Origin of the sequence: Niameybacter massiliensis (assembly GCF_001282685.1) — a bacterium.
Lineage (GTDB): Bacteria > Bacillota > Clostridia > Lachnospirales > Cellulosilyticaceae > Holtiella > Holtiella tumoricola.
Genome location: NZ_LN875026.1, coordinates 1 through 17038, shown reverse-complemented (window position 1 = coordinate 17038; position 17038 = coordinate 1). Strand labels below are relative to the sequence as shown.

The 17038-nt window shown below is 32.8% G+C and carries 18 protein-coding genes, 7 tRNA genes and 2 rRNA genes; 23 read left to right on the top strand and 4 right to left on the bottom strand.

What is annotated here, in order from left to right; translation table 11 throughout:
* The 9 genes from BN2390_RS00140 to BN2390_RS00100 all read left to right on the top strand — a co-directional run.
* Window positions 1-136 (top strand): 23S ribosomal RNA (locus BN2390_RS00140); the annotation flags it as partial.
* Between the two features lie 62 nt (window positions 137-198).
* A tRNA-Asp gene (locus BN2390_RS00135) sits at window positions 199-272 on the top strand.
* Window positions 273-279: 7 nt separating this feature from the next.
* A tRNA-Val gene (locus BN2390_RS00130) sits at window positions 280-352 on the top strand.
* A 7-nt stretch (window positions 353-359) separates the two neighbouring features.
* Window positions 360-432 (top strand) — tRNA-Thr (locus BN2390_RS00125).
* 4 nt (window positions 433-436) lie between these two features.
* Window positions 437-518 (top strand) — tRNA-Tyr (locus BN2390_RS00120).
* A 17-nt stretch (window positions 519-535) separates the two neighbouring features.
* A tRNA-Met gene (locus BN2390_RS00115) sits at window positions 536-612 on the top strand.
* Between the two features lie 3 nt (window positions 613-615).
* Window positions 616-688, top strand: a tRNA-Phe gene (locus BN2390_RS00110).
* Window positions 689-715: 27 nt separating this feature from the next.
* Window positions 716-788 (top strand) — tRNA-Lys (locus BN2390_RS00105).
* Window positions 789-1038: 250 nt separating this feature from the next.
* Window positions 1039-1410, top strand: coding sequence for a type II toxin-antitoxin system PemK/MazF family toxin (locus BN2390_RS00100; RefSeq protein WP_053982354.1), 372 nt, complete (start codon window positions 1039-1041; stop codon window positions 1408-1410).
* A 48-nt stretch (window positions 1411-1458) separates the two neighbouring features.
* Here BN2390_RS00100 and BN2390_RS00095 read toward each other — a convergent pair whose 3' ends face one another.
* Window positions 1459-2634: an AI-2E family transporter gene (locus BN2390_RS00095; RefSeq protein WP_053982353.1), complete on the bottom strand. Its 1176-nt coding sequence runs from the start codon at window positions 2632-2634 to the stop codon at window positions 1459-1461.
* 95 nt (window positions 2635-2729) lie between these two features.
* Between BN2390_RS00095 and uvsE the strand changes: the two genes are divergently transcribed.
* The 3 genes from uvsE to BN2390_RS00085 are packed head-to-tail and all read left to right on the top strand — an operon-like array spanning window position 2730 to window position 5169.
* Complete coding sequence (uvsE, locus tag BN2390_RS00090; RefSeq protein WP_053982352.1) at window positions 2730-3656, top strand: UV DNA damage repair endonuclease UvsE; 927 nt, start codon at window positions 2730-2732, stop codon at window positions 3654-3656.
* 53 nt (window positions 3657-3709) lie between these two features.
* Entirely contained in the window at window positions 3710-4186 is a 477-nt protein-coding gene (locus tag BN2390_RS21515) for a M17 family peptidase N-terminal domain-containing protein (protein WP_154668742.1), read from the top strand.
* A gap of 8 nt (window positions 4187-4194) precedes the next feature.
* Window positions 4195-5169 (top strand): leucyl aminopeptidase, encoded by a 975-nt coding sequence (locus BN2390_RS00085; protein ID WP_154668741.1) that lies wholly within the window; start codon window positions 4195-4197, stop codon window positions 5167-5169.
* A 73-nt stretch (window positions 5170-5242) separates the two neighbouring features.
* Here the strand turns inward: BN2390_RS00085 and BN2390_RS00080 are convergent, their stop codons facing one another.
* Window positions 5243-5644, bottom strand: a complete 402-nt coding sequence (locus tag BN2390_RS00080; protein ID WP_053982351.1) for a VOC family protein — start codon at window positions 5642-5644, stop codon at window positions 5243-5245.
* 60 nt (window positions 5645-5704) lie between these two features.
* The gene (locus BN2390_RS00075; RefSeq protein ID WP_053982350.1) at window positions 5705-7054 is read right to left on the bottom strand and encodes an MATE family efflux transporter; all 1350 of its coding nucleotides are present in this window, start codon (window positions 7052-7054) and stop codon (window positions 5705-5707) included.
* Between the two features lie 142 nt (window positions 7055-7196).
* Here BN2390_RS00075 and greA point away from each other — a divergent pair, with 142 nt between their 5' ends.
* The 9 genes from greA (at window position 7197) to BN2390_RS00030 (ending at window position 14768) form a co-directional block, all read left to right on the top strand.
* The gene (gene greA, locus BN2390_RS00070; RefSeq protein WP_053982349.1) at window positions 7197-7661 is read left to right on the top strand and encodes a transcription elongation factor GreA; all 465 of its coding nucleotides are present in this window, start codon (window positions 7197-7199) and stop codon (window positions 7659-7661) included.
* Between the two features lie 29 nt (window positions 7662-7690).
* Entirely contained in the window at window positions 7691-8803 is a 1113-nt protein-coding gene (locus BN2390_RS00065) for a CapA family protein (protein WP_242847626.1), read from the top strand.
* A gap of 59 nt (window positions 8804-8862) precedes the next feature.
* Window positions 8863-10317, top strand: coding sequence for an aminotransferase class I/II-fold pyridoxal phosphate-dependent enzyme (locus tag BN2390_RS00060; RefSeq protein ID WP_053982348.1), 1455 nt, complete (start codon window positions 8863-8865; stop codon window positions 10315-10317).
* 35 nt (window positions 10318-10352) lie between these two features.
* Entirely contained in the window at window positions 10353-10799 is a 447-nt protein-coding gene (locus BN2390_RS00055) for a YaaR family protein (protein WP_053982347.1), read from the top strand.
* Window positions 10800-10866: 67 nt separating this feature from the next.
* Window positions 10867-11850 carry a DNA polymerase III subunit delta' gene (gene holB / locus BN2390_RS00050; RefSeq protein ID WP_053982346.1) on the top strand — a complete coding sequence of 328 codons (984 nt, stop codon included), beginning with the start codon at window positions 10867-10869 and terminating at the stop codon, window positions 11848-11850.
* The gene (locus BN2390_RS00045) at window positions 11847-12749 is read left to right on the top strand and encodes a PSP1 domain-containing protein (RefSeq protein ID WP_053982345.1); all 903 of its coding nucleotides are present in this window, start codon (window positions 11847-11849) and stop codon (window positions 12747-12749) included. Before holB ends, BN2390_RS00045 begins: the two co-directional genes overlap by 4 nt.
* Complete coding sequence (locus BN2390_RS00040) at window positions 12727-13479, top strand: tRNA1(Val) (adenine(37)-N6)-methyltransferase (protein WP_330373642.1); 753 nt, start codon at window positions 12727-12729, stop codon at window positions 13477-13479. Before BN2390_RS00045 ends, BN2390_RS00040 begins: the two co-directional genes overlap by 23 nt.
* Window positions 13480-13522: 43 nt before the next feature.
* On the top strand, window positions 13523-14371 hold the full coding sequence (gene rsmI / locus BN2390_RS00035; protein WP_053982343.1) for a 16S rRNA (cytidine(1402)-2'-O)-methyltransferase: 849 nt from the start codon (window positions 13523-13525) through the stop codon (window positions 14369-14371).
* 22 nt (window positions 14372-14393) lie between these two features.
* A complete protein-coding gene (locus BN2390_RS00030; RefSeq protein ID WP_053982342.1) occupies window positions 14394-14768 on the top strand; it encodes a hypothetical protein in 375 nt (124 codons plus the stop codon).
* Window positions 14769-14788: 20 nt separating this feature from the next.
* Here BN2390_RS00030 and BN2390_RS00025 read toward each other — a convergent pair whose 3' ends face one another.
* The gene (locus BN2390_RS00025) at window positions 14789-15202 is read right to left on the bottom strand and encodes a hypothetical protein (protein ID WP_053982341.1); all 414 of its coding nucleotides are present in this window, start codon (window positions 15200-15202) and stop codon (window positions 14789-14791) included.
* 393 nt (window positions 15203-15595) lie between these two features.
* Between BN2390_RS00025 and BN2390_RS00020 the strand changes: the two genes are divergently transcribed.
* Both BN2390_RS00020 and BN2390_RS00015 read left to right on the top strand, forming a co-directional pair.
* Complete coding sequence (locus tag BN2390_RS00020; RefSeq protein WP_053982340.1) at window positions 15596-16246, top strand: deoxynucleoside kinase; 651 nt, start codon at window positions 15596-15598, stop codon at window positions 16244-16246.
* A gap of 377 nt (window positions 16247-16623) precedes the next feature.
* A 16S ribosomal RNA gene (locus BN2390_RS00015) occupies window positions 16624-17038 on the top strand; the annotation flags it as partial.

Here is a 17038-nt window from a genome sequence, read left to right as displayed (position 1 = left end):
AAACAGACCTCAAGATAAGACTTCCCATCCAGAAATGGAGTAAGACCCCTTGTAGACTACGAGGTAGATAGGTTGGAGGTGTAAGCATGGTAACATGTGTAGCTGACCAATACTAACGGTTCGAGGGTTTGACCTAAAAAAACAGGTTAAAAAATGGTTATGTTTAGTTTTGAAAGTATAAATCATACTTTTTAGTATGGCCCAGTGGTACAGTTGGTTAGCACGCCGCCCTGTCACGGCGGAGGTCGAGGGTTCGAGTCCCTTCTGGGTCGTTTATATGGTCGCTTAGCTCAGCTGGGAGAGCACCTGCCTTACAAGCAGGGGGTCATAGGTTCGAGCCCTATAGCGACCATGTATAAGCCGACGTGGCTCAATTGGCAGAGCAGCTGACTTGTAATCAGCAGGTTATCGGTTCGAGTCCGATCGTCGGCTTTATGGAGGGGTTCCCGAGTGGCCAAAGGGGGCAGACTGTAAATCTGTTGGCACCGCCTTCGAAGGTTCGAATCCTTCTCCCTCCATCCTTTAAAAGCAATATCGCGGAGTGGAGCAGCTAGGTAGCTCGTCGGGCTCATAACCCGAAGGTCATAGGTTCAAATCCTGTCTCCGCAACCATTTGCCCAGATAGCTCAGTCGGTAGAGCAGAGGACTGAAAATCCTCGTGTCGCTGGTTCGATTCCGGCTCTGGGCATTTATTTATGCTTTTAAATAAGAATATGGGTCACTAGCTCAGTTGGTAGAGCACTTGACTTTTAATCAAGTGGTCCGGAGTTCGAGCCTCCGGTGGCTCATCAAGAACTTGCAGATAATGCAAGTTCTTTTTTATTTATAACATTTTAGAATAGCTAAAATGAAGAGATATTGTAATAGTTTTTATAAACAATTCAAGAGATTAATTTTTAAAATTATAAAATAACATATAGTAATATCTGAAAAAGGCACTCATTAATGAGTGCCTTTTTTTATTTTTAGTATTTTCAAAAATAATGTTTAAAGCAGTTATGAATGGGTAATACTAAAATTAGTAAAGGAGGAGAATACATGAATATTGAAGATACATCTTCTGAATACATATATCCTCGTAGAGGAGAAATTTACGAAGCAGATTTAGGTGTTGGTGATGGCAGTGAACAAGCAGGGATAAGGCCTGTGTTAATTATACAGAACAATGTAGGAAATCATTATTCTCCTACAATTATATGTGTACCTTTAACATCAAAAATTAAAAAGGATATACCTACACATTATACAGTGACAAAAGAAAAGTATCATTTTCTAACGCATGATTCTACTATATTGTGTGAGCAGATTAAAACTATTTCTAAGAGAAGGCTTTCGCATAAAATAGGCATGCTTTCCAAACAAGATATGCAAAATATTGATCAGAGATTAAGTATAAGTATTGCATTATGATTATAAATGCAGATGGTATACATATAGGTATAAAAAGGACATAGAAGATTAATCTTCTATGTCCTTTTCTTTAGCATCTATATCAGTTAAACTAATCTTCTTTTGTTGTAGTTTAAAATAGGTTGCTTCGCGTAAGAGAGTATAGATAATAGCAAATGTAGGAACGCCTATGATCATTCCAATAATACCAAATTTACCTCCTGCTACTAAGATTGCAAACATTACCCATAATCCAGACAAGCCTATAGAGTTACCAACAACACGAGGATAAATAATATCACCATCAATTTGTTGAAGGACTATAATTAGAATAATAAACCACACTGCTTGCATAGGATGTGTTGGATTTGCCATAAGGATAATAAATGTTGTAGGAATAGCTCCTAATATGGGACCTAAGATTGGAATCATATTGCTAGTACCAATAATTACACTTATTAATAAGGCATAGGGCATTTTAAGAATACTCATACTGATGAAGCACATAAGACCTAATATAAATGCATCTAAAATCTGTCCAGAAATAAAGTTACTAAAAGTTTTATGAGTTAATTGACTAATTCTAATAATATGGTAAGCAAAATGATTAGGAGTAAAGGCTAATAATATTTTTTTACTTTGTAGAACTAATTTTTCTTTGCTACTTAGTAAATAAACAGAAATAATAATACCAAAAATAATATTCGTAATACCAGATGTAATATTAAATATAGAATCTACTATATTTGGCAATGCACTATAAAGAAAACTAATGATTTGTTGTACAATTTGAGTTGCATATTGCTGGACTTCTAAAATAAATTCACTTGGAATATGTAAGTCTTTGAAAATAGTTTCTGCAAATTCTTGAGCTGCTTTATAGTGGGCTGGTAAATCGCGAGTAAGTGTTTCAATGCTTGTTATAAGGTGTGGAACTAATAAAGAAATAATACCTATAAAAATAATAATAATTACTAAGTAAGTAGTAACTAATGCAATTGGTTTACGTATATGTTTTAAAATCTTATATTTACATTTATTATCAAACTTAAAGATTTTATTATAGAAGAAATTAAATGGACGATGCAATAAATAAGCTATTATAAACCCATAGATAAAGGGAACAATAAGATGAAAAACTTCTCTGATTACATTCATAATAAGGCCCCAATTTTGCAAGCTTAAGAATAAAAGGATGGCATAAGTTATTAAAATAAGGTTACTTTTTAATTTTCCTTGATCCATTGATATATCCTTTCTAAGTTTTAATATCATTACTATTATTATAAGTAATAATTCAATTGTTAAAGACATCATACCATATAGAAAAGGAAGAACTTATGAATTTATGTGAATTAAGAATAGGCTATGCATGTATTAATTTATCTTTAAAAAAGAAATATCGTACCTTTAGATTAAAAACTATAGAAGACTATGATATTGAAAAAATTAAAGAGGTAGTTGAACAAAATATTATTTTATTAGGTAATATTATTTATCATAACATTAAAAATAATATATATGTTTATCGTATTACAGCGGATATCATTCCTTTTATAGATAAAGCAGAAATGAAAAGTATTTTAGAGGATTACAATATATTGAATAGTAATAAGATAAGAAATGAATTAGAAAGAATAAAGAAGTGGCAAAAAGAGTATGGACTTAGGATATCTATGCATACTAGTCATTTTACAATGTTAGCATCTCCAAAGGAGGAAGTTATTCAAAAATCTATAGGAGAACTTTGTGCTCAAGCGAAATTCTTACATTTAGTAGGAGGACAAAATTTAGTACTACATGTAGGAGGAGCCTATGGTGATAAAGTAGAAACATTAGAAAGGTTTAAAAGAATAATTAAAGAGAATCAAGATAAGCTTGATCTAAACTTACTTACATTAGAAAATGATGATAAAACATATACATCTGAAGAAATAGTACAAGTATGTAAAGAATTAGGCTTAAAATGGGTATATGATTTTCATCATGAGAGATGTAACCCTAGTAAAAATAGCGATATTATTGAGCTACTTAGAGATTATCCCCCAGATAAATGTCATATTTCATCTGGTGTACATGCTCCTAATAAGCCACCTCATGCTGATTATGTTGAAGCTAAAGATGTAGAGGCACTACAGAATCAACTTACTTTAGCAGGTATTAAACAAGAGGATATTGTTTTTGAGGCAAAACAAAAAGATTTATCTATTTATCAAGTTATGGAACCTATTTCAGAAGGTTATTGGAAAATTAAATCTATACAATAATAATTATCCGTAGTAAGATAAAAGAGTAAAATAGATTTAAGGAGGCTAGCTTAATGAATATTATTATTGAAAATAAAAAATTAGAAAATTTACAGGGAATGATTATACCTGTTTATGAAGACTATAAAAGTACATGTGAAAATATAGAGCAGATTAAAGAAGGAAATATCTTTAAGGGTAAAGTAGGAGAATGCTTTTATTATACAACCAATGAAATGAAATATATAATTCTAGTTGGATTAGGGAAATATGATCAATTAAAAATGGAGGCTTTTAAAGAAGCTGTTGCAAGAGGAGCAAAAAAAGCAAAAGAACTAAAATTAGATAAGTATGGCATTAAGTTTATAGATGCTGCACATATGTGTACAGGAGCAATAGGAAAAGCTATTGTACAAGGACTTAGACTTTCAACGTATACTTTTAATAAATATAAAACGGATGTAACTAATGTAGACTATAATCCAACTGTATATTTAGTAGATGTTCCAGAAGAAAAGGTAGATAAGCTTAATCAAAGACTTGAGAGGTAAATAATCTTATCGATGGTGTAATTGAAGCAAGAAATTTAGTAAATGAACCAGCTAATGTTATTTATCCGGAAACATTGGCAGATAGAGTTGAGGAATTAGCTAAAGAAAAAGGATTTGAAGTAGAGATTTTTGATGAAGAACAAATTCAAGCATTAGGTATGAAAGCATTCTATGAGGTAGGTAAAGGTTCTGAAAGAAAACCAAGACTTATTGTTATGAGACATATGGGTGATTCTGAAAGTAAAGAAATTTTTGGTCTTGTAGGAAAGGGACTAACCTTTGATACAGGTGGTTACTCACTAAAGCCAACAGCTTCTATGGATACTATGAAGAGTGATATGGCAGGCGCTGCGGCAGTAATAGGAACAATGTGTGCGATTGCACAAAATAATATTAAAGCTAATGTTGTAGCAGTTGTAGCAGCATGTGAGAATGCTATTTCAGGAATAAGCTATAAACCAGGAGATATTATTGGTTCTATGGCAGGCAAGACCATAGAGGTACTTAACACAGATGCTGAAGGGCGTTTAACTTTAGTAGATGCGGTTACTTATATCATCCAAAAAGAGAATGCAACAAGGATTGTAGATGTGGCAACACTTACAGGTGCTGCTCTTGTAGCATTAGGCACAACAACCACAGCTGTTATTTCAAATAATGATGAATTTTACGATGAATTAGTAGGAGAGGCAGCTAAGACAGGAGAAAAATTCTGGAGACTTCCAGATTATGATGATTATAAAAAACTTATTAAGAGTGAAATTGCAGACCTTAAAAACCTAGGTGGACGTAATGCAGGTACAATTACAGCAGGTCTTTTCATTGGTGAGTTTATAGAAGGTAAACCATGGTTACATCTTGATATTGCAGGAACATCATGGGCAGAAGGTAGCCTTAATGAGTATGCAGGTAAAGGTGCAACAGGAGTACCTGTTATGACTCTATATAGTATGATTGAGAAGAGAAAGCATTGTAAAAATTAAAATATAGGATATAAAGAAGAGGTAATGCTCCATAGGAGTATTACCTCTTCTTTATTAGAATCACTTATATAATTTAGAGTTCAGCCATATCTCTTAGTTCAATAATAGTGCCTTCAGGAGCAATTACCTTACTAAGTGCTGAGCCTTCAACCTCATAGATCTCATTATTATTTTTAAGTTTGAAATGCTTATATCCTAGATCGAGTATTCTCTTTACTTCTTGTTGAACATCTTCTACTAAGAAGCACATATGGACAAGTCCCTCAGATTTAGAATTAACGTTTATTAATAGATCTTCTTTTTTTCCTGTTTGAAGTTCTATCATAAAACCATCTTGTTCAATCCAAGTATTATATGCTCTATTGTGAAAATCTTTTGTTTCTTGAATTACTTTAAAACCTAAAATATGAGTATAAAAATCTAGTGATGCTTTATAATTATTTGTTTGTATACAGACGTGATGTATTTTTCTCATAGTTTACCTTTCTGGATTGAATCAGTCTTTTTCTAGTATATGAAATAATACAATATAAATTTATGATATTTCAACTTGTTTAGATTTATGACGCATGTAGCTATAGGCCATTACACCAGCTAAGATAAAAATAGAACCAATATCAGAGAGTGGCTGGGCATAGAAAATTCCTTCTACACCTATAAAAGGTGGCAGAACAATAGAAAATAAAATTTGTAATACAAAACTTCTTCCAAGGGAGACAATATTTGATTCTATATTACGATGAATAGATTGATAGTAAGCACCCATTGTATAAACAATCCCTATACAAGGAGAACCTAAGCAGAAAATAACTATTCTCTTATATGCAAGTGGCAGTAACGAGGAATCAATACCAAATAATTTAATAAAGTACTCACCATAACTTATTAGGCAAAGAAGTAGGAGTACTCCAATGATAATACTTGCAATAAGTGTAATTTGCAGAAGCCTATGCATACGTTTAGTAGAATCAGCACCATAATGATAGCCAATTAGAGGCTGCATACCTTGAGAAATACCTACACATAGTTGAATATATAGAGAGATAGTATAACCTGCTACAGAGAAGATAGCAATATCAGCGGTATTCCCATAGAGGTAAAGTATCTTATTTTGTACAAGAATAACAATTCCTATAGATAGTTGAATCATAAAAGAAACAAATCCAACTTTAATAACTTCAATAAGAAGAGATTTATCTATCACAAAATATTTTTTATGGAATTTAATATGAGATTTTCCAGATAGAAAATACCATAGACCAATAATGGTAGAGAAAATGACACCAGCACCTGTTGCAAGAGCAGCACCTTTGGTTCCCCAACCAAGTTCAATAACAAAAAGCCAATCCAATATAATATTACCTATAGCACCAGCACCTACCATAATCATAGACAGATGAGGATTACCATCTGCACGTACTAATGGATTAAGAGCATTTGCCAATAGATAAGGAATAGCCATCATATAAATTACTAAAAAGTAATCTTTAGTATACTGATAGGTATCTCCATTAGCACCTAGAAATTTTACAATGGGATCAGCAATGATAAAGCCTAAAATCATAAGGATAACCCCTACAATCAATAGAGATTTCATAACAGTTCCCAATAGTTGTTCAGCCTTTTCTTGTTTATGTTGACCTATATAAATAGAGATTAGACTACTTGCTCCTGCTCCAAAGAGTAAGCCAATCCCTAAAATAATAGTAACAGCAGGCCAAGCTAAGTTAACGCCAGCAAGTCCTGCCTCTCCAGCTCCTTGGCCTACAAAAATACCATCAACCATAGTATATACAGTGCTTAAAATAACACCAATGACGGAAGCAGAGACAAATTTTGTCCAAACCTTAAGGAGATTACCATTTAAAATAGAATCTAAATTCAAATTTTTCACCTCTTTTTATTGTCCAGAATACATATTAAGCTATTATATAGTAAGATTTCCTAGAAAGTAAAGTAGATTCAAATAACTAGTGGTATAATAGAAAGTAAGAAAAGTAAAATTATCCATATATAAGGAGGGCGTTATGAGAAACTTTTTAAGCCAAGAAGATATTGAAGAAATGAAAAAAGAGATAGAGTTTCGTAAGGTAGTAGAACGTAAAAGGCTTATTGAAGATGTTAAAGAAGCTAGAGCTCATGGAGATTTAAGCGAAAACTTTGAGTATAAAGCGGCAAAAAGAGAAAGAGGAAAAAATGAATCTCGTATTAGATATTTAGAGCGTATGATTAAGACAGGAAAGGTTATATCTACAGAGAGTAATGAAGGGGAAGTAGGTATTAACAATAATGTCAAAATTAGATTTTTAGATGATAACTTTGAACAAGTATTTAATATAGTAACAACAATGAAGACTGATGCAGTAAATAGTAAAATAAGCATAGAGTCTCCATTAGGAAAAGCATTATTTAAGAAAAAAGTGGGTGAAATTATTCAAGTAGATGCACCTGAAGGAAGCTATGAAGTAGAAATTTTAGAAGTTATAGATTAAGTGAATCACAAGCTAAGGGGGAAATAGCAGTGAAAAAAGGAATCGTAAGTATTGTATTATTAGGTACAATGATGATGACACAAACTAACATCTATGGTGCAGAAATTAAAAACTTTATGGATTTAAATAATAAAATAATAGAGCAAAAACAAAGGATTGCAAATCAAAAAGAGATAATAGATAAGGAAAAAAAGTTGGCAGAAGAACAGCTTAAATTAGAAGAAAATAATAAGATTACAATAAGTTTTGCAGGAGATTGTACATTAGGGACTTATTATGGGCAAGGTGAATGGAATAGATTTGATAAGATAGCAGAAAAAAACGGATATGAGTATTTCTTTAAAAACGTAAAGCCTTATTTTGAAAAAGATGATTTAACAGTAGTTAACTTAGAAGGACCACTAACAACAGGTGGACAACGAGCGCAAAAGCAATTTGCTATTAAGGGAGAGCCTAGTTATACAGAGATATTAAAACAAGGAAGTATTGAAGCTGTGAGCCTTGCCAATAATCATACATCTGATTATGGTAATGAGGGAATGAAACAAACAAAGGATGCTCTAACTAAAGCAAATATTAACTATTTTATAGGGGACAAAATAAATTACCAAGAGATTAAAGGTATTAAGATCGCTTTGATTGGTGAAACAGGGTGGGACAAGAGTAAGGGAACGAAGGATAGAATTAAAAAGCGTATTCAAGAAGCAAAAGCACAGGCAGATTTGGTATTTATTATGTTCCATTGGGGAATAGAACGTGAAAATTATCCTAATGATGTGCAAAAAGAATTAGCTTACCTAAGTATAGATGAAGGGGCTGACTTAGTATTAGGTTCACATCCTCATGTTATACAAGGGATAGAAACTTATAAAGGTAAAGATATCATTTATAGCTTTGGTAATTTTAGCTTTGGTGCCAATAAGAATCCAGATGATAAAGATACTTTTATCTATCAAGTTACCTATAAAAAGCAAAATGGAAATGTAGTATTAGATGGATCAAAGGTTATACCTTGTAGTATATCGTCTAGTAAAGAACGCAATACATATCAGCCTACTCCTTTATCAGGAACAGAAAAAGAGAGAGTGCAAAATCGATTAATCAAATATAGCAATAAATTTACAAAGTCATATTTTAATTAATACTAAGAAGACTTAACTAACATAAGCATAATTTTAGAATAAGAATAGGAAGAGTAAAGATGAGTAACTCAAATAATACACCTCTATATACAGCATTAATGGAATATAGCATGAAAAAGAAGCCATTTCATATGCCAGGACATAAACTAGGTAGTTTTGGAGATATGAAGCAAATTGATTTTACTGCTTTAGATGTAACAGAAGCAAATGGATTAGATAATCTTTATGAAGCAGAAGGAATCATCAAAGAGGCTATGGATAAAATGTGTACGTATTATGGCGCACAAAAGACTATTTTTCTAACCAATGGTTCTACATCAGGCATATTAACAAGTCTAATGGTACTATGTAAGCCAGGAGATGAAGTACTCATTGCAAGAAATTGTCATCATAGTGTATGGCATGCCTTAGTCCTTAGTGGCGCAATACCTATTTATATTCAACCAGAGTACGACGAATCACTAGGCCTCATGACTGTAATGAGTAAAGAAGTAATTCAAGAGGCATTGCAGCTCTATCCAAAGGTAAAAGGTGCTATTATTGTAAGTCCTACATATGAAGGTATTGTATCAGATATTAAAGATATAGCTAAAGTATTACATGAAGCAGGAAAAGCACTTATTGTAGATGAAGCACATGGAGCACATTTTGGTGTTAGTGTAGATTTCCCTATAAGTAGTGTAAAGTTAGGGGCAGATTTAGTCATACAAAGTATGCATAAAACAATGCCTACTCTTACTCAAAGTGCCTTATTACATCAAGGTACAGATCAGTTTTCTTATGAGCATTTAGTAAAGACACTTCGTATGGTACAAACAAGTAGTCCTTCATATGCTATGATGGCTATGATGGATTATGCAAGAGGATACATAGAAGAGCATCAAGATGAGATTGTTAAGCAGTATATTGAACCACTAAAAGAGATGAGAAGTAGGCTAGTAGCGTTACAACAACTGTATGTATTAGATATTCCGAGGGATCAATATGATATGAGTAAAATCATAGTATTTACTCATCGCACAAGTATAGATGGATATACTTTAGGGCAATACTTAGAAGAACGTTATAATATAGTAGTAGAAGCGAGTCTACCAAATTATGTTATTCTAATGACAACTGTAGCGGATCAAGTAAAGTCTTTAAGTGAATTAGAAAAGGCTTTAATAGATATAGATGATGAGCTTACCCTAAAACAAAATACAAATACTGCCGATTTATATTGTAGTGAACTCACACAAGTTATAAGTGAACTACCAAAAGTACAAAAAGGTGGCTATACACCAAGAGAAGTTTATTATGGAGATTATAAGTGGTGTGAGATAGATCATTGCCTGGGAAAAGTAACAGCTGAAACAATTATGTTTTATCCACCAGGTATTCCTATTCTTTATATGGGAGAGATTTTTAATGAGAAGCATATACAGCTTATTAGGACATATGCAGAGAGGCTAAAAGGAATTCAGTACAAGGGTAATAAAATCAATTGCAAAGTATTAGACATTCCATTAAAATAAAATAAAGCAGAAGAAGGGCTCAAAGGGGGATACAAATGGCTGATTTACAGATTAATCAAATACAATTACCACAGTTAAGAGAACTTGCAACAGGCCCTAACAACAAGATTGATAAAGGGTTTAAGTTTACTTTACTCAGCCATATTGAAGAAGGTGAGCTTCAGGATTCACTTAAAGTGATGATTGAACGTATCACAGAGCAAGGAAATAAATTATCAGAGCATATGGATATACGTGATATGAGACTTTATCGTAGTATGATCTCTGAGTTTATGAATGAAGTTGTTTCTAATTCCCATAAGTTTTCAAGAGAAAACTTTCTTGATAGAAGAGGAAGACATAGAGTATATGGTATTGTCAGATTAGTAAATGATAAAGTAGATGCCTTAGCAACAGAACTACTAAAAGTAGAAAAAGATAAAATAGATATACTAGACCGTATTGGTGAAATACAAGGTCTATTACTAGACTTAGCAACTTAATGGGCATAAAAGAGATGACGTAACGTTCGTGGTATACACGGACGTTTTTCTATAGAAAGGAAAAACTATGGACACATTTAACAAGATAATAGGACATGAAGATATAAAAAGATACTTTAATAAAGCTATAAAATCCGAGAAGGTATCCCATAGTTATATTTTTGAAGGGCCAGAAGGGGTAGGTAAGAAGAGTATAGCTCAAGCTGTAGCTAAATCGCTTTTATGCCAAGGTGAGGATAAACCCTGTGGCAAGTGTAAAGCATGCTTACTTTTAGAAGCAGGTAATCACCCTGACTTAATTTATGTTGAGAAAGATAACAAAACAACTAAGATTGATACAGTAAGAGAAAAATTAGTTAAGAATATGGATGTTAAGCCTTATCAAGGACCATATAAAATTATTGTTGTCACAGAAGCAGATACGCTTACTATAGAAGGGCAAAACGCCATGTTAAAAACAATAGAAGAACCACCAAGTTATGGTATAGTTATCCTCATTACTCAGAATTTAGCAAAGCTCCTACCAACGATTAAATCAAGATGTATTCATTTAAGATTTAGTCCCTTACCTTACCAGGATATATTAGAGTATCTCGCCCCTTATCAATTAAGTGAGCGTCAAACAGAGATTTATGCTCAATTTGCAGAAGGAAGTATAGGTATAGCAAAGAAGTTAATAGAAGATGAAAGATTTTTGGAAGATAGAAAGAAGGGAGTAGACCTTCTACTCAAACTCCAAAAAGCAGATTTAATGAATATGTACGATTTAGTAAAAGTGATCTGTGATGAAAAAGAATTTATTAGTAGTATGCTTCATTTTTGGTTATTATGGTATAGAGATTTAGCAGTGTTAAAAGCTACTGGAAATGAGAATTTGTATTATTTGGATTATCAATCTCACTTACTCGACATGTCTTCTAAATTAACGTATAATACAATTGACAAGCATATTAAGCTTATCAAAAATGCACAAACACAAATTAATCAAAATATATACGCAACGTTTGTAATAGAAAATTTACTACTTAAATTAAAGGAGAAAAAGAAATGATAACTGTTATCGGCATTAGATTTCGAACAGCAGGTAAGGTTTATTATTTTGATCCTGAAGATAATGACTATGTTCAAGGAGAACATGTTATTGTTGAAACCGCAAGGGGGATTGAATACGGTGAAGTTATTCAAGGAAACCGTTCATTAAATGATGAAGAAGTAGTGTATCCTTTGAAGAAGGTTATTCGTAAAGCAACAGAAGAAGATACTAAAAAAGTTGCAGAGAATAAAGTTAAAGAAAAAGAAGCATTCTTTATCTGTAAGCAAAAAATTTTAAAACATAATTTAAATATGAAACTTATAGATGTAGAGTATACTTTTGATAATAATAAAATTCTCTTCTATTTTACTTCAGATGAACGTGTAGACTTTAGAGAACTAGTTAAAGACCTAGCTGCAGTATTTAGAACACGTATTGAACTTAGACAAATAGGTGTAAGAGATGAAACTAAAATGTGTGGAGGTATTGGAATTTGCGGAAGAGGCTTATGCTGTAATAAGTTCTTAAGTGACTTCCAACCAGTATCTATTAAGATGGCAAAAGATCAGAGTTTATCACTTAATCCGATTAAAATCTCAGGGATTTGTGGACGCCTTATGTGTTGTCTTAAATATGAAGAAGATGTATATGTAGAAATTCGTGGTAGACTTCCAGAAGTAGGAGATCATGTAGAGACACCAGATGGTCGTGGAGAAGTACTTTCTGTAGCAGTTTTACGTGAACAAGTAAAAGTAGCAGTTAAGAAAAAAGATAAAGATGAAAAAGAAGCAGTGGTATACCCAGTATCAGAACTTAAAATCCTGACACGTAAGAAAAAATGTGGTGGAGGCTGTGGAGGCTGTGGTAGCAACGATGAGAAGGAGTTTGAGAACTTTGACTTTAGTAAACTCGAATGAGAGATTAGATGACTTAGATAGAAATGGATATAAAATCATTCAGAATCCCGAAGTATTTTGCTTCGGGATTGATGCTGTATTGTTAGCGCATTTTGCAAAAGTGACAAAAAGAGAGCAGCAAGTATTAGATATTGGAACAGGTACAGGAATTATTCCAATACTTATGCATGCCATCTATCAAAAGGGTAAGTATACAGGTATTGATATACAAGAAGAGATGGTAGAGATGGCAAATCGTTCTCTTCAGTTAAATGAACTAACAGAAGATATAAAAATCAAACATATAGATGTAAAAACAATCAAAGAACATTTTGATGGACATTCAGTAGATTTAGTTACAACAAATCCACCTTATATGAAGGGAACAAATGGATTAAAGAATGAGCATCCATCAAAGACTATTGCAAGGCATGAAGTACTTTGTACATTAGAAGATATTATTGCAGCAGCAGGCTACGTACTTAAAGTTAAGGGAAAACTTTGTATGATTCATAGGCCACAGAGGTTGGTAGATATTATTTGTGCTATGAGAGCAAACAAAATTGAACCTAAGAGGTTACGCATGGTTTATCCAAAACCAGGACAAGCACCAACAATGATCTTAATCGAAGGGATTAAAGGTGGTAACAGTGAAATGAGAGTAGAAAAACCACTGATTGTCTATAATGAAGATGGAACTCATACTGATGAAATATATGAGATTTATGGTAGGGAAAAGCCACAAGTATAGATAAATGAAAATCATTAGATACATTGTAAAAGAGGAGATAAAGATGGAAACATACGGAACACTAACTTTGTGTGCAACTCCTATTGGTAATCTTGAAGATATTACTTATCGTGTAGTACGTACACTAACAGAGGCTGATTTTATAGCAGCAGAAGATACAAGACACACTAAGAAGTTATTAAATCATTTTGAGATACACACAAAACTTATTAGTTATCATGAGCATAACAAAATGGAAAAAGGTCCAGAACTAATTGAAATCTTAAAATCAGGTAAAAATATTGCACTGGTAACAGATGCAGGAACACCAGGAATATCAGATCCAGGTGAAGATCTTGTACGACTTGCTATGGAAGCAGGAATTACAGTAACAAGTGGGCCAGGTGCAGTAGCAGGGATTACAGCCTTAATCCTATCAGGACAAAGTACAAGACGCTTTGTTTTTGAAGGCTTTCTACCAACAGATAAAAAGGAACGTAAATTTGTTTTAGAAAGTCTTAAAAATGAAACAAGAACAACCATTTTTTATGAGGCACCACATAGACTTATAAAAACCTTAGAAGCCCTTTATGAAGCAGTTGGAGATCGCTCTATTACAGTAACTAAAGAGCTTACTAAGAAATTTGAGTTCATTTATAAGACTACATTAAGTGGAGCTATTGATTATTTTAAAGAAGTAGAACCTAAAGGTGAATTTGTACTTGTTTTAGAAGGAAAAGATATAAAAGTTTTACAAGAAGAAGACCAAAAGGCTTGGGAAGAAATGTCTATTGAAGACCATTTACAAGTATATTTAGATAAAGGTCAAGACGAAAAATCGGCTATGAAACAGGTAGCTAAAGATAGAGGTGTTAGCAAAAGAGATATTTACGCTTATATTCATCAAAAATAAGCGGGCATTTAGGGGGATTACAATGTCTAGGAAAAATAGCCTTATTAATCCAGAGCATTTATTTATATGGTTTAGTATTTATATGATTACGGCTATACCTGCATATTATAAAATTTATCAGACTATACCTATTGCATTAGTTATTATACTTACACTAGAAGAGATAGCATCATATTATATATTAGATGAACGACTACTAGATGCTTATATGGATAGTGCTAAACATCAATCTAAATTACTTATGCTATTAATGGTGAGTGTGGTAGTAATAATAACAGGATATATTTGGTTATTATTTAATGAATGGAAGTTGTGTGCTTTAATGTTAGGAGCAGACATCATATGTTTTGGAATAAAAAAACTCATAGATATAAAGAAAAGCTCTAGAGGAATCTAGAGCTTTTTATATGTTTAGGATTATTCAGTGACTTTAGTGAAGCTATCAAATAGGTTTGTGTTTGCAACAACTTCATTAGATAAATCAATAGCAATTTCACCTTCTTCACTTATAAAGAAGATAAGATCTTCATCATGAATTACACCGAAGCTTAACGCTTCCCCATATGGAAAATGTGTAAGTAAATCTTGAACAGTATTTGATAAAGAAGTAATAACCATAGAAAATCCTTCTTTTGGTTCAAGAACAGCAAGTTCATCATCGATAGTATAAAGTTCTGTAGCTGTTAAAAATTCTGTTTTAAAGCTTTGAAGATTTTCATGACACTCATTTGGAAAATAAATACTTAGTTTATTACAATGAGGGAAACAAAATTTAAGTATGTCATTAAATGTATCTTGAGAGAATTCTGAGATATTTGCGTATAATTTCATATATTGAAAGCTCCTTATCTTAAGCAATAAAATACTTATTTATATTATACCCAATTCAAATTAAATAAGCAACGAAATGAAAAATAAGTAAAAAATACAATATATAAAATGAATATAATAGAAAATAGGATGTCAGATAGAAATTTAAAGTTAAAACTATATTAAATATAGAACCATAATATACATAGGAATATAAAGGGGAATATCCAAAATTATAATAGGTTTAATAAAGTATATAAAATAAAGAAATCAGTCTTAAGACTAGTAATGTATCGTAGCTTATAGTATCCTATGTAGTACATGCATTAGGAAAAAGGACTATATATAGTAGGTATCAATACTAATGGACATATATTAGACTTCGTAATAACAACTGAGAAAGGCACGGTGAATATGTTGATAGTAGTAGGTGGAATGATTGGGCTAGGAAAATCAAGTGTAGCAGAATTATTGGGAGAAGCATTAGGGAGCGATGTATTTTATGAAAGTGTAGATGATAACCCTATACTCCCACTTTTCTATACAGCATCTCCAGAAGAAATACAAGAAAAAAGGTATCCATTCTTATTACAACTTTATTTCTTAGATACACGTTTTAAAGCAATTAAACAAGCACTTGTTAAAAATGATAATGTATTAGATAGAAGTATCTATGAGGATTGGTATTTTGCAAAGAAAAATATGGAGTTAGGAAGAATTAATGAACTTGAAATGCAAGTTTATGAAAACCTACTACATAATATGATGGAAGAGCTAGAGGAACTACCTAAAAAAGCACCAGACCTTATGGTGTATCTAAAGGGATCATTCGAAACAGTTGTTGAACGTATTATGAAAAGGGGAAGAAGTTTCGAGTTAGATACAGAGCTTGTAGACTACTATAGATTCTTATGGGAAGGTTATGATGAATGGGTAATGCATCACTATGATGCATCTGAAGTACTTATTGTAGACATGGATGAGATAGATGTAGTAGAAAGAGATGAAGATAAACAACGTGTCATAGACATGGTTAAAGCAAGACTTAAAAAAGTAAGAGCATAAATTACATGAAATTAAAAGAGAGCTAGAACATATTTTCTAGCTCTCTTTTAATCTTTTAGAGGAATTTGAGTTTAAAAGAGTATTAAGCAGAAAAGAATAAAAGTAGAGAATGTAGTTAATAAATATATTAGATAACACTAATTAACAAAAAGAAATAAAAAAGATAAAAAAGCTGTTGACATATGTAGGTGAATCCCTTATACTAATATAAGTCAGCAGCGCACAGAAGCTACTGAGGAAGGCTACAGGCCTTAATAAATAAAGCAAAATGAACTTTGAAAATAAAATAGTAACCATTAAACCAGTCGATTCAAAAGTCACTTTAAGTGACAAAGTCAGTACTACTTAACAGTACAAAATGTCAGATGACAAACTTTTTAATTGAGAGTTTGATCCTGGCTCAGGATGAACGCTGGCGGCGTGCTTAACACATGCAAGTCGAACGGACTGCGAGGAGCTTGCTCCTCAAAGTTAGTGGCGGACGGGTGAGTAACGCGTGGGTAACCTGCCCTATGCAGGGGGATAACGTTTGGAAACGAACGCTAATACCGCATAACCTAGTCGGTTCGCATGAACTGACTAGCAAAGATTTATCGGCATAGGATGGACCCGCGTTAGATTAGCTAGTTGGTGAGATAATAGCCCACCAAGGCAACGATCTATAGCCGGCCTGAGAGGGTGAACGGCCACACTGGGACTGAGACACGGCCCAGACTCCTACGGGAGGCAGCAGTGGGGAATATTGCACAATGGGCGCAAGCCTGATGCAGCGACGCCGCGTGAAGGATGAAG

Bases quoted from the DNA above. Each gene is read 5' to 3' on its own strand.
- BN2390_RS00100 (WP_053982354.1), top strand. From the start codon at position 1,039: ATGAATATTGAAGATACATCTTCTGAATACATATATCCTCGTAGAGGA.
- BN2390_RS00095 (WP_053982353.1), bottom strand. From the start codon at position 2,634: ATGGATCAAGGAAAATTAAAAAGTAACCTTATTTTAATAACTTATGCC.
- uvsE (WP_053982352.1), top strand. From the start codon at position 2,730: ATGAATTTATGTGAATTAAGAATAGGCTATGCATGTATTAATTTATCT.
- BN2390_RS21515 (WP_154668742.1), top strand. From the start codon at position 3,710: ATGAATATTATTATTGAAAATAAAAAATTAGAAAATTTACAGGGAATG.
- BN2390_RS00080 (WP_053982351.1), bottom strand. From the start codon at position 5,644: ATGAGAAAAATACATCACGTCTGTATACAAACAAATAATTATAAAGCA.
- greA (WP_053982349.1), top strand. From the start codon at position 7,197: ATGAGAAACTTTTTAAGCCAAGAAGATATTGAAGAAATGAAAAAAGAG.
- BN2390_RS00060 (WP_053982348.1), top strand. From the start codon at position 8,863: ATGAGTAACTCAAATAATACACCTCTATATACAGCATTAATGGAATAT.
- BN2390_RS00055 (WP_053982347.1), top strand. From the start codon at position 10,353: ATGGCTGATTTACAGATTAATCAAATACAATTACCACAGTTAAGAGAA.
- holB (WP_053982346.1), top strand. From the start codon at position 10,867: ATGGACACATTTAACAAGATAATAGGACATGAAGATATAAAAAGATAC.
- BN2390_RS00045 (WP_053982345.1), top strand. From the start codon at position 11,847: ATGATAACTGTTATCGGCATTAGATTTCGAACAGCAGGTAAGGTTTAT.
- rsmI (WP_053982343.1), top strand. From the start codon at position 13,523: ATGGAAACATACGGAACACTAACTTTGTGTGCAACTCCTATTGGTAAT.
- BN2390_RS00030 (WP_053982342.1), top strand. From the start codon at position 14,394: ATGTCTAGGAAAAATAGCCTTATTAATCCAGAGCATTTATTTATATGG.
- BN2390_RS00025 (WP_053982341.1), bottom strand. From the start codon at position 15,202: ATGAAATTATACGCAAATATCTCAGAATTCTCTCAAGATACATTTAAT.
- BN2390_RS00020 (WP_053982340.1), top strand. From the start codon at position 15,596: ATGTTGATAGTAGTAGGTGGAATGATTGGGCTAGGAAAATCAAGTGTA.